We start from the raw sequence: 17,827 nt of genomic DNA, 5'->3' as shown, positions 1-17,827 counted from the left end.
CCGGCCGATCGGCGTTGGGGTGATTCGGCGTCAAAGATTACTTGCGACGGGTAGCTTTATTCGAGTGTATCTCGAATCGCTAGTTGGAACCCGACCGCACGGCGATTCTCGATGCCGCCGGACGTCGTGGTGAGTTTGCCGAACGATTTTGGCGACTGGAGATGGCAGTGAGCAGGACTGGGCTTGAAGATCTGTCAAACATGTTCACCCGCCTTCAGAGCGAGCTTGAACCGGCCGGCATCGGAATGAAACGCTCGCTCGAGGATCAACTGAGGGAAACAGAAGCCGATCTTCGCCCGTTATTCAAGAGCGAGGAGAACCTGAGCGCAGGACTTGGATCTGGCGGCCTCACCTATGAGCACGCGTTTTTTAAGAAGACTCGCGCTTGGTCTGAGCCACTTCTGCATACACTCTTGCAGGAGTACCGAGCTGCCGAAGCCTCGGACCCCACCTGTCTCTTCGAACGGCTGGCGAACTTCTTTGCCGAGATGGACCGCGCTTACAGCCATGTGGTTAGCATCGCGGAACTAGAAGCGGACAAGGCCGAGCTTAAAACGTACGCCTTTGCGAGGAGTTGCTTGCGAGACATGGCCGACATGATCGAGGCGAGCCTGCAGCCATTCTTGCGCTTGCGTCTTGCGGTCCGCGCCGTAGCAGAAGGTCGGGGTAGGTTTGGCGACCAGCGTCCGCGCTTGTCGCTTGGTGCGTTGACTGAGAAGCTGATCGACGTGGACCCTCAGCTCTACCAACCCAGGCCCTTTGGCATTTCGCTCTCTCAGCTTCGGAACATTGCCCATCACAGCAGCTACAGAGTGAGTGGCGACGAAATCGTGTGCGAATATGGCAATCCCGACCGGCCCAAGAAGTTCACCTGCCAGCCAAGGGATTTGATCGAGGCGACCGTGAACGTTCAGAACGTCTACTACCTGCACAAGGTCGCATTCGAGTTCTATTGCACGGACAACATCCGTCGCATCGGTCAGGCAGAAAAGCGTTCCAGTGGCCAGGATGTAACAATCTCCGACCTGTCAAAGAACGCTATTTTGGCATATGGGATTGCTGCAGCCGGCTTTCACATTATGAAGGCAGCCCGAAATCAGTTTCGCTGGGCATTCGATCTCGTTGACCGGCACAACCGCAACAGGAACGAGATCGAGGTAGCACTCCAAAGCTGCACGATCCCCTTTTTGCTACAGTCTGGTCCAATCTTCTTTCTCGCCTTCGTCCAAAGCGGTGGCCGTGATCACCGCATAACCTTTAACGCAGGAATGTCGCGAACCACCGGTCCGAAAGAGGGCCGCAGATACTTCCATCTGGATAAAAACCTAAGGGTTCACCGTACCAGCGATCCCGGCGATCCAACATAGGTCACTTTGTGCCAGGCCAGTTAGTTGTGTTCGGATTGTGCGCGACATGGCCAGGACCAGACTCTTTTCGCTGCCCGTTGTGATTATCGCCGTTGCCGATTAGAGAGGTTGACGGCTCCCGGTCGGTGAACACGAGGAAGGTCGCGGCTCCAGAGACGCTTTAGGCAGAGGCTTCTGGCCTTTAGGCTGCCCGGTTGGCATTCAATGATCGTCCTTTCGCGCTTCACGCAGTCGGAACGCGGCGCATTCGAGATCGTCGCCAGTAAACTCATCAGGGAACTTCTCGACGGCAGCCTCAATCGTCCAATCAAGCAGATTGAGCTTGTGAAGGCGTTTAAAGCCGCTCTCGATGTCGCCGCTTCGAACGAGCTTCGATATGGCGGGGATAGTGCCTAGCTGTCGGCGCATCCCTATGAAGACTGTCGGGATGTATCGTCTCTCGCGCCCTTTTTGGATCGTTTCGTCAATGAAGGCTTCAAGTGCCAAGCTTGCTTTGCGCATACCGCATTCCCATGCTTTCCGGTAAGCATATATGACCAAATGCATGGTCGATGAAAGCCATATGGAAACGGGCATATATAAGCCGGGCCACTTGATTTTGCTGGGCCGCGTCTTCGAAGCTACCTCGTACCCCTCGCAGTCGCTGCGGTGGGCAAAAAGGCCTGCTGGCCAAGGGCGAAAGGGAGGACCGCATGAGCGACATCGCGAAGATCCTGGGACTGATCGAGAACTGCAATGATCCCGAAAAGCTGAGATCGTGGATCAGGAACGCCAGGGACAAGGGTGAGCCGGGCGTCGCAGACGCCGCATTCCGAAAGCTGGTTTCGGTCCTGCCCAAAGAGAGGCCGGGGACCGTGGAGCATGATTTCTGGCAGACGATACATGCCTTCGAGCATGTGCTATCCGAAGAGCGGGGAAAGACGACCCGGCTCGCGCGCACAAGGCAGAAAGTCGCAAGGGCGGGAGTGGTCCAGACCCTTCAAGACTGAGCCATGAGCGCCAAAGGCACCGACGGCTTTGTCATGCTGCTGGAGCGGAACATGCCGGAGCTGACCGGCGAAGCCATCGTCCTGCGGCACGCGCCGCAGTTTGGCGCTGAGGTCGTCGCGGCGGCCAGGCGCAGGCTGGAGGCAGCGGATATCGATATTGCCACGCTTCCTGGCGCCACACCTACCGAATGACTGTCCGCAAAAAGGGCGGCCGTCTTAAGTTGCCGCCGATGGTGTCGGCAAGTGGGGCGGCGAGATCGTAGGCTCGGCAGTGTCAACTTCGGCCAGGTGGTCCAGCCAGGCCCGCCCCGCAAGTCGGTCGAGTTCACCTATATCATTCTCCCCGCCACGCTCATCATGCCGGACGCGGCGTTCCGGTGGCCAGGCGTCGTCATGATCATGGCGCCCACGCCCATGAAGACGGAGTTCCCTGACGCGGGCAAGCTCTTCCCGGCCGATCTCCTGCCGTCGCTGAGCCTCTCCCTCCAAGTCACCAGGGCGCAGTTTTCGGACATGCTGCCTCGCATCGAAGCGCGGCGGTTCAAGGACTTTCATTTCACCGTGGAGGAGGCAAGAGAAGGTTCCTGGCCTGTTCGCAGCTGGGGCATGGGAACCATGACAGCTAGCGCGCTGGCTCCGCCCCCATTCCATCCGTCTCGGCGATGGCAGGGTGCGCCTGCAGCGTCCCGGCCATGATCACCATCCGGCCGCCTTGACATGTGCGGTGTCGAGCACCTGGATATTCTTCCTCGCGGCCGCCTTTCAACGGCCATGGCCGCGCCCTCGCGATACGGCTATGGATCGACCAAATCGGCCATTTCCAGGTAGCGGCAGAAGCCGTTGGCGAGCTGCATCTGGCGCGGCGTCCGACATTCCGGCTCGAACACGTCCGGATTGGCCACGAGAATGCACAGTGCCTTGGCGCGGGAGGTGGCCACATTGAGCCGGTTCGCGCTGTAGAGGAACTCCATACCACGCGGGGCGTCGGCATGACTGGAGGTCGTAATGGAATAGATCACGATGGGCGCCTCCTGCCCCTGGAACTTGTCAACCGTCCCTACCCGCGCGCCGGGGAGGCGCGCCTGGATTTCAAAGACCTGCGCGTTGTAGGGCGCGATAACCAGGATGTCGTTCGGGGTAAGCGACGCCTTGTTACCCTCGCGGTCGCGCCAACGTGCGCCCGAAGCGAGGATCCCGCTCACAATATTGCGGATACGGTCGGCTTCCTCCGGGCTGGAATTCTGGTTGCCGCTGTGCTGCACCGCGACATAGCGCAGGCCGCTCCCGCCAAGCGGGCCGTCCATCAGGATGGCCTGGTTCTCGAGACCGGGACGGGGAAGGAGGCGGCTTTCGTAGAACAGTTCGGAGGTGAACCGGCAGATGTTGGGGTGGAGGCGCCAGGTCTGGTCGAGGAACAGGCCCTCGTCCTCGGCGATGGTCTGCCGCCCGCCGAGAAGGCGGTCGAGGGCCGAGACCTCCGTACCTTCGGGATGCGAGCCCTGCATCGGCTGCTCAAGCTGCTGCGGATCGCCAAGCAGGACAAGGCTGGCTGCGGCCGGTGATATGGCAAGCACGTTGGCGAGTGACATCTGCGCGGCCTCATCCACGAACAGCACGTCGACGAGGCCAGCCGCATCGGGCCGGGCCCACAGGAACCCGTGCCTCCGAGGACGTGGTAGCCGCTTGCAAAGGCGCCGAGGGCCTCGGGGTTCTTCGTCGTGAAGGTGAGGTGCGGGACATTGTCTTCCGCATCCGTGACCTTATGCAGGCACTGCAGGTCGAAGTCTTCCTTCGCTGCTTCCTCGGCGGCCTTCGCGAGCAGGTTGCGAATGACCTTGTGGCTGTTGGCGGTCACCCCGACGCGAAGGCCGGCCCTGACCAGCGCAAGGATCGCGTACGCGCCGGTATGGGTCTTGCCCGCGCCAGGCGGTCCCTGAATGGCGAGCACGCCCTGCAAGGCCGGGACGAGGCGGCAGGCCGCGTCGACCGCGCTCTCGCCCGGCTGGCGCAACGCCGCGCCGCCGGCATCGGGCGGCCGCCGCAGCAGCAGATAGCGCGCCGCCTTATAGGCGCTGGGACCGGCAATGCCATGATCCGCCACGTACTCGCCGATCTGAACCAGGGACTCTGCCAGAACAGCCGTGTCGATGTAGGTATGGGCGAAGACAGCTTCGGGGTGAAAACCGGCGGTGTCGCCGCCCTTCTTGATGTCGATGAAGCGATGTTCCAGGTCGACGGCCTCGACTTTGCCGAACCGCTCGCCGCCGACGCTGCGCAAATCTTCTCCACCGCGAAACTCCGCGTCCTGCGGGGGAAATCTATAGCGGTGGATAGGGGCCTTGGCGGTTCCGCCCACGGTATCCACGAACTCGAGGCCGGCGATGCCTGCCCGCTCGTCCTCCAGCTCGTCCGCGGACAGCGCCGCCAGCCGGAAATATTCCCACCAGATCGCCTTCTCCTCCCGGCGATGCCAGTCGAGCACGTTCGCCAGTACGTAGAGCGCCTGCTGCTCGGCGCTGCGCTCCGCGGAGTCCACCGCAATGCCATCGGTCAACTTGGCCACTACTGCATCGATCCGCGCCTGCCAGGCTGTAATATCTGGCGGAGCGTCCTCTCCAGGCGGAGCCGGCCGGGGAATCTCCACGCCTGAGGCGACCGCGTCAGTCCGCAGGCCCTCCAGCCAGTCCCGAAGCCGCTCCGTCGAGACACAATCATCTTGGTTGTAGCCCGCCACGACAGCCCGATCATCCGCATCGATGCCACCTGCATCCCCGAGCTCTAGGCGGGCCTGGACCTTGCTCAAGGCATAGTTGGCATCGGGCAGCGACACCGCGCGCGTGAATTCGTAGAGCGGCTCCAGCTTCTTGATGGAATAGCTCTCGACGCTGGCGCGGATGGCGTGGCGGACCACCGCGTAGAGATCAACCAGGACCTGCCCGCGCAGCAGCGTATCGATCTCTTCCTCACGCGTGGCGTAGCGCCCCATCAGGCGTTTGAGCGCGCCCACCTCATAGGCCGCGTAGTGATAAATGTGCATGCCGGGATGATGCGCTCGCCGCTCGATCACGAAATCGACGAAGCGTTCAAAGGCGGCCTTTTCATCGGCCGGCGTGAGACACCAGTCGGCGACGTAGGTGAGGGCGCCCTCTGCGTCCTGGAAGGCGTAGCCGAAGAGATATTCGAGGCCGCCATCGCCGACGAAGGGGTCGCCTTCGAGATCGAAGAAGATGTCGCCGTCGTCCGGTTCCGGCAGGCGGCACAGGCCAAAGCCCGGTTCTATCGGCAGCGCTTCATGGAGCAGCTGCCCGGCCGCGCGCCCCGCGACCTGGATCCGGGCCTGCTCCCGAATGCGATTGTAGGACGAAGCGGCGCCGCGCTCCGGCTTCCACGGCAGCGGAAGGGGGAGCTCGGCCAGCGCGGTCATGGTGGCGACGTTGTGGCCGGCGAATTCGCCGCGCTGCACGGCCGTGATCCCGGCCACAAGGGAGAGGTGATCGTCCTGGTGGCGCCGGTCGTCGCATTGGCCCCGCCAGCGGCAGATGTCGCAATGAGCGACCGGCTCCGGATAGGTGCCGTCGTTTCCGTTCAGGGACGCGGCGAAGCGTTCCCGGACATTGCGGTAGTAGGCGGCATAGTCGCTGACCCGAAAGGCCTCCGGCTCGAAGCCGGTGAGAGGCGCGACAACGTAGGCGTATTCTGGCATGAGGCCCTGCACCTGCCCGACGAGATCAGAATAGAGGCAGAGCTGCAGCACCGTCCCGCCCTTGGTTTCGCGGGCGAGCTTGGTGTCAACGACTTCGTAGGACCAGGCGCCGAGATCGCTTGGCGTCTCGACGCGCCGGAGGATGTCGGCCCGGCCCGTGAAGGGCGGCGCGCGCAGAGCGGCTTGCACGATGATCTGCGCACCGGCACGCATCGCCTCAATCGTGGCGGCCACTGAGCCGTCATCGATGCCCTTGCCCTCGATGACCGCGACAGTAAAGCCGGACGCCCGTAGGTGATCGACATAGGCCGCCTCGTGCGCGGCGCCGCGCTGCTGCAGGATCTCGAGCAGCGGATCCCAGATCTTCGGCTTCTCAAGCTCGCCATCCGCCACCTGAAGGTCAAGCGTAGTCAGGTGGCCGCAGTTCAGGTAGCCGACCAGGTCGGAAGCGCTCAACTGTAATTCCGACCCGATTCTCAGCATAAACAAAGTCTACGCAGATTGATGACGGCCCGGCAATTCGGCTTGATATCATCGGACCATGCCGCCGCTGATGCCCTAACCTTCGACGGCATGCCGCGCGATAAAAGGCTTTTGCTTGGGCGACGAAGGGCACCAGATCGTCTGCAGCACACCGTCGCCCTGCAGCAGACCTATGACGAGTGAGACAATCCGTGGGATGAATTCCAACGTATTAGGATTGGGCATTTTTTCGCCGGCGGGCGCCACTGCGGTGATAGCTCCGCTGGTCAGGCCCGGCGCGTTCCCTTATGGATATGGCCGAGCGCCCAGTAGTCGAAACCATGCGCGTGCAGATCAGCCAGGTTGCAGGGGGCATAGACATCGTGCCCGGGCGATCCGGCGAGACTGGTGCGCATGATGCCGACATTGACCGCGCCCTCATGGGCGGCCGGATATTTGGGCAGCAAGCTCTCCGGTGCCTTTGGGGTCGCGAAGCTCAATCCATGAAATATGACGTCGAGCCCGCCGGCGGTTTGCTGCACAGACTGGGGACGGCCGCCGAAGATCGTGACGGTGTCGGGAAACACAAGCTGTTTCGATATCCGCGACAGGGCGTCGTGGTTGCCGCGAATCTTGAAGACCCTGATGCCGGCCTGGTGCAGGCCGGACATTTGCGAGGCCAGAAAGCGGGCGGTTTTCATCGACGTCTGATCGCCATCGTAGAGATCGCCCGCAATGACCAGCGCATCGACACGCTCGGCAAGACAGAGATCGACAATCGAGATGAACGCTTGGCGGCTGGCGTCACCGACGAGCTCGGCAAGCTCAGGGTTGCGCAGCGCCAGCGAGCGCAGCGGCGAGTCAAGATGAATGTCGGCGGTGTGTACGAATCGAAATGCCATTCAGGTCTCCAGCCCCTGAACATAGTGATATTCGACTGCCGGCTCGATAGATGAATTTCACGACAGGTAGTGGTGCTAGCCGAGCCGTTCTACAGGTCGTGTCTCGGGAGGCGGTTCACCTCGCTATCTCCTGGCCGCAAGATGTCCAAAGCCGTAAGGGGTGGTGACCGCCGCGGCGATGGTGGTAACGTCGTCCAGCGTGTTGCTGGAGGTCGATATCAATTCGAACGTCGCCCCACCATGCAGCCGGCGCAACAACTCTGAGATCGCCAATGTCGCTGCCAACAGCCCTACGAAGGGAACACCGACCGTGCGCGAGGCCAATATGGCAAGCCCGCACTCGTCCATGCCCGCGTTGACGAGTTTTTCGTAGGCCGGCATGTGCGCGACGGATGCGGCGGGGATCGCGACATTCGACCAAATCGAGCGGGCCGTTCGCGACCCAGGAAACGTATGGACAGAAATGCCGCGGAACCCGTCGGGGCCAGCGCCAAGGCCTGCCTCAACCACAAAGTCGAAATCAGCATCCTCCAATGCCGCGCGCGCTAGCGCATTGTCGACGCCACACAGCGCAACGCCCGGCTCAGCGTTCTCGCGCTTGATCGCCGGACCGAAGCGACGCTCCTCGATGACCGTTTTGAACCCCTGCGCTTCCAGCCATGCGGCGGCAATCCGAGCCTTTTTCGTACCGACGTCGGCGTCAAAAGAGAGCATCGACGTGCTAGCGTTCGAGGTCGCCAAGGTGTCGAAATCCTGGAGGACCAGCTCGACCTCGGCGTGATCCTTGTAGGGCAGCGCGGCCAATACCCAGCAGAATGCTTGCCCGAGATTGCCAAGGCCAATGAGCCAGAGGCGCGATGGCAAATAGCTGAGGGCAGGTTCGTCAGCCGACGGTTCACGCCAATCCACACCCGGCCTCCAGAGCGATAGGCCCGCCACGCGCCGACCCGCCATCGGATGATCGCCAGCGTGGAAGCTGAAGACCTCCGTCATAAGGCAAGCCGCCGCTACCAGCGGCGCGAGGGCCATGTGCTCATCATCCGCAAGGCGCAACTGATCGCGCAATGGCGCAACGCCTCCGCGCCAGCCTTCCCAGGTGAGCCGCCATCCGACAACGGTGTTTGGTGGAGCCTCGCCATTCCCGATGACGGCAGCAGGTGCAACGGCATCCGCCGCGTCACAGCACAGGCCGCCCAGATCTGCGATCGCATCACGCAGCGTCGGCGCTGTGCTGAGCGTAGTCAGGTTGTTGCATTCGGGAGCCCCGACTACCCGTACCCCGGCAAGCAGGGTGCGGTGGCCGAGATTGACCAGGGAAAGCAGCGCCACCTGCTTAGCAGCCGAGGCGGCGATGTCGGCGCCGACATGGACATTGAGGCCAAAGCGGCCCAGCATGGCCATCGCTTCCTGATGAGAGGCGGCTGTGCCACGATCCATGAAGTACTTGGCGGTGCGGTGCAGATTATCAGCGCTGAGCGTGTTGGTCATCATTATCCCCAGAAGCCATTGTAGAAGTAGCCGGTGGCATGTGCTTCGGTCCGGTCGAACCACTGATGTCCGCCCCGGTATTCGAAGATGCCCAATCTCGCCTGCTGAACCGGGACGGCGGCGAAGTTCGGTACGATGATCGCAATGTGCCCCTCGCGAGCGACCATCGGGTTGGTGCGATCGCTACCACTCTGCAGCGCAACGCCCGGATGCGTATGCACGTCCGCGACGACCGTTAGGCCAAGCGATCGGCAGCGCGCCCACAGCTTGGCGAAGGCATCTCCATGGAGGACGCACACACCCGACGAATACGCGTCGGGATCCAACTCATCATAATAGATTGCCGTGACCGCCCGCCGCCGCTTGCCCGCGATGACGCCGAGGAGAAACACGCCGGATTCGGTGCGCCCGCCACCTCGGCGCCGCAATTCGGCAAGCGTGTTGCCCCACATTTTGCGCGACATCGATAACCGGTGCTCAGGCGCCACGAACGCCCGAATAATCGCCTTGATGGAAAAGGTCATGGAGCTGCTCCAGGTAACAGGTGATGCCGCGTTTTGGATCCCACAGACGGCTCGGATGGTCGGTGATCCAACCGGGATGGCCTTCGATCGAGAGGCGATCGCAGGGCAGGTAGAGGCACCGCCCCTCACGCCACTCCGGGCGGAAGATGGAGGGCACGATGGACCGGCCCGTGGGCCAGTCCTTCGCCGGCAGTGGTCCGTTAGTGCGCAGGTCCCATGGCTGCGCCGTCACCGGCAACTGCCGGTAGCCAGTGCACTCGAAGCGGAATGCGAACTCGGCAGGGCTATTGGGCCGCTGCGGCGCCGTGACCGCGATGATGACGTGCGGCCAGGAGATCATGCCTAGACGCCAGCGCCCATCGATCTCGCCGACCCGGAAGGCAGTGGCCGCCAGATCGGCCTCCAAGAGCAGTCGGTCCGGCGGCACCACACGGTTCATGGCTCAGCCCTCGACGCGCTTCTCGGGGACGAGGTCGAAGCAGACGGCACAGGTCTTGCCGTCCGTCAGTTCGTTGAGCGGCGTATCGCTTGCCGGACGGCGCGTGGTGCCACACATCTGCAGCACATGCTCGTCCGCGTCGTGCGCGCTCAGCTTGAATTTGTCGATCGCCCAGGCCTTGACACGGCGCACGCGTGCGCCCGGGGCGAACTTGTGCGTCGCCGTCTCCGCCAGATAGTTGATCGTCACCTCGATCTTCTTGCATTTGGTGACGTGCACGTGGGAGCCGCGCTTAAGGTCTGTCGCCGGCAAGTTCGGCGTCATCGCGTGTGGTACCTCCGCCTCGTCGATGAAAATCGCGGTGTCGGCGTTGATTGCGATCCCGGCATGTTTGATCGCTTCCAAGAGATCCGCGACGAGCGCGGCCTCCACGATCTCGGTCTCGATGGCCGCGGGCAGTTCACGGCTACGGATGAAGATGGTTTTCGTAGGCATTTTCGGTGCTTCCTTTCTGGGGCGTAAAACCCTCTGAAAGTGAAGCGCCGCGAGCGCGGAAAAATGGGAACTGGCCGGCTAGCCGCCGCAGGTCAAATAGTAGGGGCAGCCTGGGCAACTCCGGCCCGTCTTAGGACCGAAGTCGCCACTCTCGATTCCGGCGATTGCTTCCGAATATCGTTCCAGCAGCTTGCCATCATCCTTCAGCGGCGGAACCATACGTTCACCGGTCCCCAGGTAGTATGCCTCGACCGTGATCCGCCTGCCGGGATAAAGCTGACGGGCACCCAGCCGAAGCAAGGCGTAGATTTCCTTGTCCGATTCCGACTTGGTCTTCTTGCCGGTGCGAACCCTCTGGATCGTCACGCAGCCGTCGGTCGCGATGATGACACGATCGGGGGTAACCGCAACCTTGCGGCCATCGAGGTTGACCAACCATTCCCGCCGGTCGTAGTGACCAGTTTCACCTATGACGGCTTCGGCCATACGCGTGACCATTTGCATCCCGATGGCACGGTAGTATTTCTGAAATGGGTGTTTAATCGGACCGTGTTCGGCCCAATCGGCGGTGAAGTGCGCCAGCGTATCCGCGACCCCAGCCGTAGTGCCTGCCGCGCGCTGGTCCTCAAGCCAGCCGACCGTATCGTAGACACAGGCGTGGAACCGCACATAGGCCGAGCTCTCCGGACCACCAAGAAGCCCATCCTTCACCTTGTAGCCATAGCGCGCAGGGCAGTTGATATAAACCCCGAGAGCATCTTCCCCATAGCTCAGGGCGGGCGCGGTCGCCCGCGCTAGCCCCCGCTTGGCGTGGGCCGCTGGCCCTGCCGCACGGTTTCTGCTGGAAAGCCCTGCAAGGAGCGCGAGAAACTTCGATGGACTGGATTTTCGGGAAGGTGTGTATCGCTCGGCGCGGCTCAATGCGAGGTGATCGCGCGCTCTCGAGAGTGCAACGAAGAATAGTGACTGCTCCTCGTGATCGTGGTCATCCGACGTCATAGCGAGCCGGTCGAGAGAAGGCGGCGGCGGAACGCGCACGGCTTGGCGGTTGCTCGGCATGTACGTCGTGGCGAGGCCCGGCAAATGCACGCCGCGAAATTCCAATCCCTTGCTGCCGTGAATGGTCATGACGCGGACCGCGTCCATGTCGGTCGCTTCCGACGAAATTGCTCTGTACGCCGTATCTTCGTTGAGCGCCTCGATGCGCCGTACGCGAGCCAGAAAGCGTCGCCGGCTTCGCCCGCCAGTGGCCGCGAATTCGACAGCCACCTTCAAGAACTGATAGATTGCAATGAGCTGCTGCTGCGCGGCCGGGTCCTGGCGCAAGAGAATAGGTCGAAGATAGTCACTCCGCTCGAAAAGCCAGGTGGTGAGCATTGTCCAGGGTGAAGAGCGGCGCAAACCCCCTAACTGTCCAGCCAGCCTGGCCAGACCTGCCCCTCCGGCCCCACTGAGACCTGGCACCTCAGCAAGGCGTGCAAGCGCTTCAAAGACGGACACTCCATTTGCGCGGCCCCACTCGATTAACGTGAGCACTTCTTCCCGCAACACGGCGTATTCGGGCAGTGCCGCGACGCGCGCCAGGCCCACCGCGCCACGCTCGGCGTCAAGCGCGAGGAGGGATAGCAAGTCCCGGATCTCAGCGCGCTCAAAGAGGTCGCCAAGATAAAGGAGTGGCACGTTCATCGCCTCAAGGGGCCCCGTAATTCGCGCCAGGGTTAAGTGCGTTCGGGCCAGGATGACCTGGTCCGCGAACGGAATGCCGTTCGCATGAAACTGCGCTATCTGATCGCGGATGCCAGCAGCCTCGTCGCTCACGGTCGGCGCGACTGTGAGTGAAATGCTGCCCGCTTCCGGGCGCTCAACTTTCCATTGGCTGGCTACGCGCATGCCGTCGTTGGCGAAGCGTTGAAAGGCGTCAACGATAGGTTTCGTCGACCGGTAATTTGTATTGAGGGCCAGGCGCGTCCCCTTAAAGTCCGGCACGAAGCGCGCGACGTTCTCCGGCTCCGCGCCGCGGAAACGATAGATCGACTGGCGTGGATCCGCGACGACCCAAAGATTGGGATTGGCGCCGGCGATCGCCTGCAGGAATTTGGCGCTGGCGAAGTTGACGTCCTGGTATTCGTCGACCAGCACGTGTTTGAAGCCCATCACATAGGCACGCGCATCCGCGTTGTTCTGAATGAGATCGATTGCGAGCCTGATGAGATCTCCGAAGTCGACCGCGTTCGCCAGCAATAAGGCGTCCTCGTAGACTTCATAGATGTGGGCGAACTCCAGCATCTTGTCTGCAGCTTCAAGGTCCTCCTCATCCGAAGCTGTTGCTTTATAATCGACAGCCGCGCGGGCATAGTCAGCCGGCGAGACCAGCTCATCCTTACAGCGTGAAATCGCGCGCAAGACCGGCGCGAGCTCAAAGGCAGGCTCGTACAGATTCTGATAGTAGACGAGGTCCAGCTTCTCAAGGTTGGCTTCCAAGAGTGCGAGCGATGCCGTCTGGTCGAATACCTTCAAGGGAAGCGTGCGGCCAAGGCCTGAGGGCCACTTCTTGAGGAGTTCGAGCCCGAAGGCGTGGAAGGTTCCCACCCACATCTGAATGGATGCTTCCGCACTGGCGGCCGAAAGCCGCTCGCGCATTTCCTCGGCAGCCCGGTTCGAAAAAGTGAGTGCGAGGAATTCGGTCGGCATGACGTTGTTTGCGAGCAAATGCTCGATGCGGCGCACCAGTGTGCGCGTCTTGCCGGTGCCGGGACCAGCATCGAGTAGCAGCGGTCCCTGATCCCACAGCACTGCCCCTTGTTGGCTATCATCGAGCTCGGCTGCATTGACGGGTCGTTGCGGGGGCGGCGGTCGGAGCGGTGGGAGAAGGAGCGCGCGCGCCATTTGGCTGCTGACAAGAGCGGCGGGCAGTCCGAGCGCAGCGGCGATCTCGGATGGGCGGCGGCGTCTTTCGACAAATTCCGTCCTTAACCAGTCCGAGGGGCAAAGGAACTCGCCTGCAAAAACGTCGGCTTGGACCTCCTTGCGCTCGGTCGGCGCGTATCCTTCGACCCGGCCTGCGCCACTATCAATCGGGTCGCCTCCAAGCGCGTGGGCTGTCACACGCACTTCGCTGCGAGTGTCCAAGTGCAGATAGAAATGGCCGAGTTCATGGGCGATCACGACGCGCTCGTCGATAGGATCTTGGCCCTGTGCGACGTTGACGAGTTCTGCGGCCCTGTCGAGGGAACCCAATACCCCTGGGGCCAACGCTACCCTCCGCAGCTCAAGATCCGCCACGTTGAGTGCGCCCGCGACAAGTGCCTCAGCACTCCGATCGCCATTTGCACCCTTAAGTGCTGCCAGATGAACCTCACGGGCTTTCCGCCGAATATCGATCCAGGCATCCAAAAGCTAATCCTCTTCAAGCCAGTAATGTATTCGCTCTGCCGACATCCCGCTGCTCTCGACAATTTCCCTGTAGCTACGTTGTAAGACCTGCGGTGGCCCGGATGCCTTCGCCTCACCCATGCGCGGATTGGCGAGCGCAAACAAAACTTCTCTGTCGAAGGCCGCTTGATCAATACGCAGCGCATGCATCACCGCGCGCGAAAGCCTTCCGCCCACGGGGGGCCGCATCCAGCCATTGAAGAGGTCCGCCACAACCGCTCGCGCGATCCCGATCTCGGTAGCGATATCCGAAATCCTGGTTCCCGCGCGCGTCAAAAGTTCGAAAAAGCCGACCGCCTGGGAGGGCACTCCACTGTCGGCCTCGGCACTTCGATAGATTATGTTCAGCGCACGGCTATGAGCACGCTGGAGGGTAACTTCGTCGATCTCAACATCTACGTCCGCCTGAGCCGTCCAGTCGCGCGCAATTGCGGCGTGCGCACGAATATCCTCGGCATATTGTGGAAACCGCTTAGTCCATTCGATGATGTCGGCGGCGCTCGGCGCCGGGCAGTCAGTATGGAAGCTGTAGAGGACATCATCTCGATCCTTGCTCATTGTTTTCGCCATTATCATTCTCCCGCTGCGCGCCGCGTCACGGCTCGAACTTGGTTCACGTTCTCGATCAGCAACGCGCGAACCTCCGCGACCCAATGTTCTGCCGTCTTGCGGTCAATTCCTAAAGCCCCCGCGATTGAGACAGTCCCCTTTGTCCCACCGCAGGGAACCTGATCCACGTGAAGCCGAAACGCGAGACGTTTGCGCGGATCGGGGATCTGGGCAAGGGTCCGCTCCACATCTATTGTCTCGGCGAGCTCCTCAACGTTCTGTAGCAACGCCGGGTCTGGTCGTTTGACACCGGCATCCGCAGTATGTTCCTCGATCTCAAACAAGCCATCGGCGCTCTCTTCTAGCGCTGGCCTCAATTCCATTTTACCTGAGATCTCGCCATCGTCGGCCTTGCTGTCATCGTTCGAGTTACGGGCCGCGGGCTTTTTCTCCTCGGGCGGCGGGATCCGCTTCGCCGCCTCCTCCTCGGCGATAGCGTCCTTGAGCCGGAACGTCAGTCGTCCATAGAAGGATTCTCGGTATCCTTTGGCGTCGGCGCAGTTCGGATTGCAGATTGCGGCGAAGAATTCGTCGTAGACGTCGTCGATGATGTCCTGGCCGCTATTCATCTTGTTGGTTCCGACGCGCTTGCGCAGAACCCGCTGCGCCAGATTGGAGAGATAGCTAGCCATATCCTCACGAAGGTGCCGATCCTTGCTGCCGGCATATTGGAAGGCAGCGATGATCGCCTCTGGTGCATAACGACCGAGTTGCCCAGCCTGTGTGATCTTACGCCAACCGATTGCGTCGGTGCACGGCGGCGGCTTCAGCTTGTTCGTTGAGATCACCATCGGCCGAGGCCCTCTTTGACATTATCTCCAGGTGAAGCGGTCCCAGCGGAGAAAAATGGGAAGCGCCCTTCAGAATGTCTTCAACCAGACCAGGCTGAAGCTCGACGATGTCTCAAGTTCGGTTGCATGCCGACCGCAAAAACGCCGGGAAGTCGCGGGATACACCGAAGCCGATTTCTGCTCGATGCAAACCCTATTGCGGTGGAGTGCCAAAGCCTTCCAGTTGCCAACCGCTTCAAGGTCGGGACGATGCGATGGTGCCGCACCGCCTCATGTCCGGCGCCTTCGAATTGAACAATGACAAATGACCTCGAACCGGCTCTACACGCATTCACGAGTCAGCCTGCCAGCGCCGGTAGCGCCCTTCGGGATCGTGGATGCCCGAAAGGCTCGGTTTGGCCCTCAGCGCCCATATCTTCCTGGCCAGCGCTTCGAGATCTGCGGCGTGATCAGGCCGCCATCCACGCCGGATAGCCCAAGACTTGATATTTGCAGATTGGTCGGAGTGTCCCTTGGTTCGGAGAATGCGCATGATCTCGTTTGCCATCGCCTTGTCGCGAGGATGCCCCAGGCCGGTCGATAGGTTGATCATGCTGGATAGCGTTTCAATCGCGCGCACAAACACAGGGTCGTCGATCAGGGCGGATGGCGGAGCCTGTTGCGCCTGGCCGTGTATGATCGCGCCCCAGCGGGCCACCCAACCATCCGCCGCTGCGGGGATGTCCGGGACGACCACTACGCCAGCGATGTTATTCAGATCATCGACAAAATCGAGGATTCGCGGCTCCGCATAGTAGACCACAACCACCGACTTTCGCGGCGGGTAGCGCCATGTCTTCATGGTTTCAGCATGCAAGCGGCCACCCCCGGACAGTGAGATCGGTCCCTTGGCAAGAGCCTTGACATGGCCAGCACCCAACGACTGGGAAAGACCCGTGTGGTCCAGCTGTTGCTTGGTATGTACTAGTAGGACTATGTCCTGTACCTCCGGTCCAAATTTCTCACAGATCTTCTGGGCATAACCCAGCGCAATGCGAAGCGCTTCGGCGTCTTGGCTATCGACTGGTACGAGGATCCGAATGGGCTTGGTCATGTTTATTCTCTGACTTACTGGAGCTTGCCTTCACCTATGATTCCGTATCTTTTCCTCCTAGCGTGGAATCACCGGAGCTATGAGCATAGCACGTCGCGCGTGACCTGGGTGTTGACGCAGCTATGTCCGCTTCTGGTAGACGGAAATGCTAGTGGAGTGATGGTCACGCATCTCTCTCAAAATTGAGGCTAGAGTTGACAGAGTTGGATTTCGGTTCCTCTCCCTCCAGGGCAGCGTCCCTAAAATTGCGCCCTCGACATCGCCGACGAGCTCCTCGACAAGCCTGTGTGCCGAGGGCCAGGCGACGCGTGACCTTACGGTCAGGTTGCTTGCCAGACTGCATCCGGTTCTGGCCATAGTCCCCCTGGATATGGTCGCGAGCTCTCAAGCCCAAGCGCTCGAGCGCTTGGCAAAGTCGATCAAAATTCAGCATCCGGCGTTCCGGCAAGTATGCGACGGTCTGTGTAGCTGCAGGCGCGGTGCACCCATCACTTCGGTGCCCAACGTTTTTCATGGGATCGCAGGGTTGGGCGGCAAAGCTGTCGCGTACGGACCCGGTGGGCTCTGGCTCGAGCTTGCTGCCCTTTGGAGCTGGCGCCGCAAGCTGCTTCGCCGCGGCCAACGTCTTTCGAACCATCTTTGCTTCCCAGCTGACCGGCGCCGAGCTGGACGAGAACATCGACCTCTCTTTGTGCACCTACAACAAGATTGGCGAAATGCACCTCGTTGGGCTCGGCGCGATAGGCCATGGCTCGCTCTGGGCGCTGGCGAGGCAATCCGGTCTGTCGGGGCGCCTGCATGTAGTTGATCACGAAGCTATCGAACTCTCAAACCTGCAGCGCTACGTGTTGGCAGGTCAGGCGGAGGTCGGCCTCTCTAAGGCGGCCCTTGCAACCAACGCCCTTCGGTCCACCGCCCTTGAAGTCGAGGCGCACCCTATGAAGTGGGCAGAATATGTTGCGCGCCGGGGCGACTGGGTATTCGACCGAGTGGGTGTGGCGCTTGACACCGCCGCCGACCGTCTAGCTGTCCAAGGTGCTCTGCCCCGATGGATCGCGAACGCCTGGACTCAGGAGCAAGATCTAGGCATCTCGCGGCATGGTTTCGATGGCGGCCAGGCTTGCCTTTGCTGCATGTAAATGCCGACCGGGAAATCCAAGGACGAACACCAACCGGTCGCCGAGGAACTCGGAATGCCGGAAGCACACGATGAGGTAAAAAGCTCCTGCAGACCAATACCGGAGTCCCCAATGAGTTCGTAGCTCGGGTGGCTACGGCGATGGCTGTGCCGTTTGAGCCGCTCGCCGCGTTTGTTGGCCAGCCCCTCCGTTCCTTTTATCAGCAGGCTATCTGCGGCGGTCTGGTGTTCCAGCTTAGCGATGGAAGTCGTCTCGTTCGAACCGTGGTTCCGATGGCCTTTCAATCAGCGCTTGCCGGGATCATGCTTGCCGCAGACCTAGTCAAGCATAGTGCGGGTTTTCCGATGAGTCGGACAACCAGCACTACTGCGCCCCCTTTGGTTCTCACCTCCAT

At 61.3% G+C, this 17,827-nt stretch carries 15 protein-coding genes and 2 pseudogenes; 5 read left to right on the top strand and 12 right to left on the bottom strand.

All coding sequences use genetic code 11. The annotated features are described in order from the left end of the window. Nucleotides 1-83 precede the first annotated feature (83 nt). Entirely contained in the window at nt 84-1,367 is a 1,284-nt protein-coding gene (locus NKH02_RS16770) for a hypothetical protein (protein ID WP_352880132.1), read from the top strand. A 201-nt stretch (nt 1,368-1,568) separates the two neighbouring features. Here the strand turns inward: NKH02_RS16770 and NKH02_RS16765 are convergent, their stop codons facing one another. Next, nucleotides 1,569-1,868, bottom strand: a complete 300-nt coding sequence (locus tag NKH02_RS16765; protein WP_352880130.1) for a hypothetical protein — start codon at nt 1,866-1,868, stop codon at nt 1,569-1,571. A gap of 191 nt (nt 1,869-2,059) precedes the next feature. On the opposite strand from NKH02_RS16765, the gene NKH02_RS16760 reads away from it, so the two are divergent. Together NKH02_RS16760 and NKH02_RS16755 are read left to right on the top strand one after the other, a co-directional pair. Continuing rightward, entirely contained in the window at nt 2,060-2,356 is a 297-nt protein-coding gene (locus tag NKH02_RS16760; RefSeq protein WP_352880128.1) for a hypothetical protein, read from the top strand. 3 nt (nt 2,357-2,359) lie between these two features. Beyond that, nucleotides 2,360-2,548, top strand: coding sequence for a hypothetical protein (locus tag NKH02_RS16755; protein WP_352880127.1), 189 nt, complete (start codon nt 2,360-2,362; stop codon nt 2,546-2,548). 602 nt (nt 2,549-3,150) lie between these two features. Here NKH02_RS16755 and NKH02_RS16750 read toward each other — a convergent pair. The 11 genes and pseudogenes from NKH02_RS16750 to NKH02_RS16700 form a co-directional block, all read right to left on the bottom strand. After that, nucleotides 3,151-3,774 carry a DEAD/DEAH box helicase gene (locus NKH02_RS16750; protein WP_502913823.1) on the bottom strand — a complete coding sequence of 208 codons (624 nt, stop codon included), beginning with the start codon at nt 3,772-3,774 and terminating at the stop codon, nt 3,151-3,153. Next, nucleotides 3,660-6,515 carry a TM0106 family RecB-like putative nuclease gene (locus tag NKH02_RS16745; protein WP_352880126.1) on the bottom strand — a complete coding sequence of 952 codons (2,856 nt, stop codon included), beginning with the start codon at nt 6,513-6,515 and terminating at the stop codon, nt 3,660-3,662. Before NKH02_RS16745 ends, NKH02_RS16750 begins: the two co-directional genes overlap by 115 nt. Before the next feature lie 311 nt (nt 6,516-6,826). Next, nucleotides 6,827-7,423: pseudogene (locus tag NKH02_RS16740) on the bottom strand (metallophosphoesterase family protein); the annotation flags it as partial. Nucleotides 7,424-7,546: 123 nt separating this feature from the next. After that, nucleotides 7,547-8,911: a BilD N-terminal domain-containing protein gene (locus NKH02_RS16735; RefSeq protein WP_352734688.1), complete on the bottom strand. Its 1,365-nt coding sequence runs from the start codon at nt 8,909-8,911 to the stop codon at nt 7,547-7,549. 2 nt (nt 8,912-8,913) lie between these two features. After that, nucleotides 8,914-9,435: an MPN domain-containing protein gene (locus NKH02_RS16730; protein ID WP_050589498.1), complete on the bottom strand. Its 522-nt coding sequence runs from the start codon at nt 9,433-9,435 to the stop codon at nt 8,914-8,916. Beyond that, on the bottom strand, nt 9,389-9,874 hold the full coding sequence (locus NKH02_RS16725) for a DUF7665 family protein (RefSeq protein ID WP_352734686.1): 486 nt from the start codon (nt 9,872-9,874) through the stop codon (nt 9,389-9,391). The genes NKH02_RS16730 and NKH02_RS16725 overlap by 47 nt, the downstream gene beginning before the upstream one ends. 3 nt (nt 9,875-9,877) lie before the next feature. Beyond that, nucleotides 9,878-10,369 carry a hypothetical protein gene (locus NKH02_RS16720; protein WP_023758437.1) on the bottom strand — a complete coding sequence of 164 codons (492 nt, stop codon included), beginning with the start codon at nt 10,367-10,369 and terminating at the stop codon, nt 9,878-9,880. Between the two features lie 78 nt (nt 10,370-10,447). Then, nucleotides 10,448-13,762, bottom strand: a complete 3,315-nt coding sequence (locus NKH02_RS16715) for a UvrD-helicase domain-containing protein (RefSeq protein ID WP_352880123.1) — start codon at nt 13,760-13,762, stop codon at nt 10,448-10,450. 3 nt (nt 13,763-13,765) lie between these two features. Next, on the bottom strand, nt 13,766-14,371 hold the full coding sequence (locus NKH02_RS16710; RefSeq protein WP_352880121.1) for a hypothetical protein: 606 nt from the start codon (nt 14,369-14,371) through the stop codon (nt 13,766-13,768). Between the two features lie 2 nt (nt 14,372-14,373). After that, nucleotides 14,374-15,201: a hypothetical protein gene (locus tag NKH02_RS16705; RefSeq protein WP_352734678.1), complete on the bottom strand. Its 828-nt coding sequence runs from the start codon at nt 15,199-15,201 to the stop codon at nt 14,374-14,376. 331 nt (nt 15,202-15,532) lie between these two features. Further along, on the bottom strand, nt 15,533-16,294 hold the full coding sequence (locus tag NKH02_RS16700) for a DUF1889 family protein (RefSeq protein WP_023758442.1): 762 nt from the start codon (nt 16,292-16,294) through the stop codon (nt 15,533-15,535). 325 nt (nt 16,295-16,619) lie between these two features. On the opposite strand from NKH02_RS16700, the pseudogene NKH02_RS16695 reads away from it, so the two are divergent. Continuing rightward, nucleotides 16,620-16,878 (top strand): annotated as a pseudogene (locus NKH02_RS16695) (E2 ligase fold family C protein); the annotation flags it as partial. Between the two features lie 132 nt (nt 16,879-17,010). Then, a complete protein-coding gene (locus NKH02_RS16690; protein ID WP_352880186.1) occupies nt 17,011-17,433 on the top strand; it encodes a ThiF family adenylyltransferase in 423 nt (140 codons plus the stop codon). Nucleotides 17,434-17,827 lie beyond the last annotated feature (394 nt).

This window comes from Mesorhizobium sp. M1396 (assembly GCF_040317725.1).
Classification (GTDB): Bacteria; Pseudomonadota; Alphaproteobacteria; order Rhizobiales; family Rhizobiaceae; genus Mesorhizobium.
The sequence above is the reverse complement of the archived record's forward strand: the minus strand, read 5'-3'. Positions and strand labels throughout refer to the sequence as shown.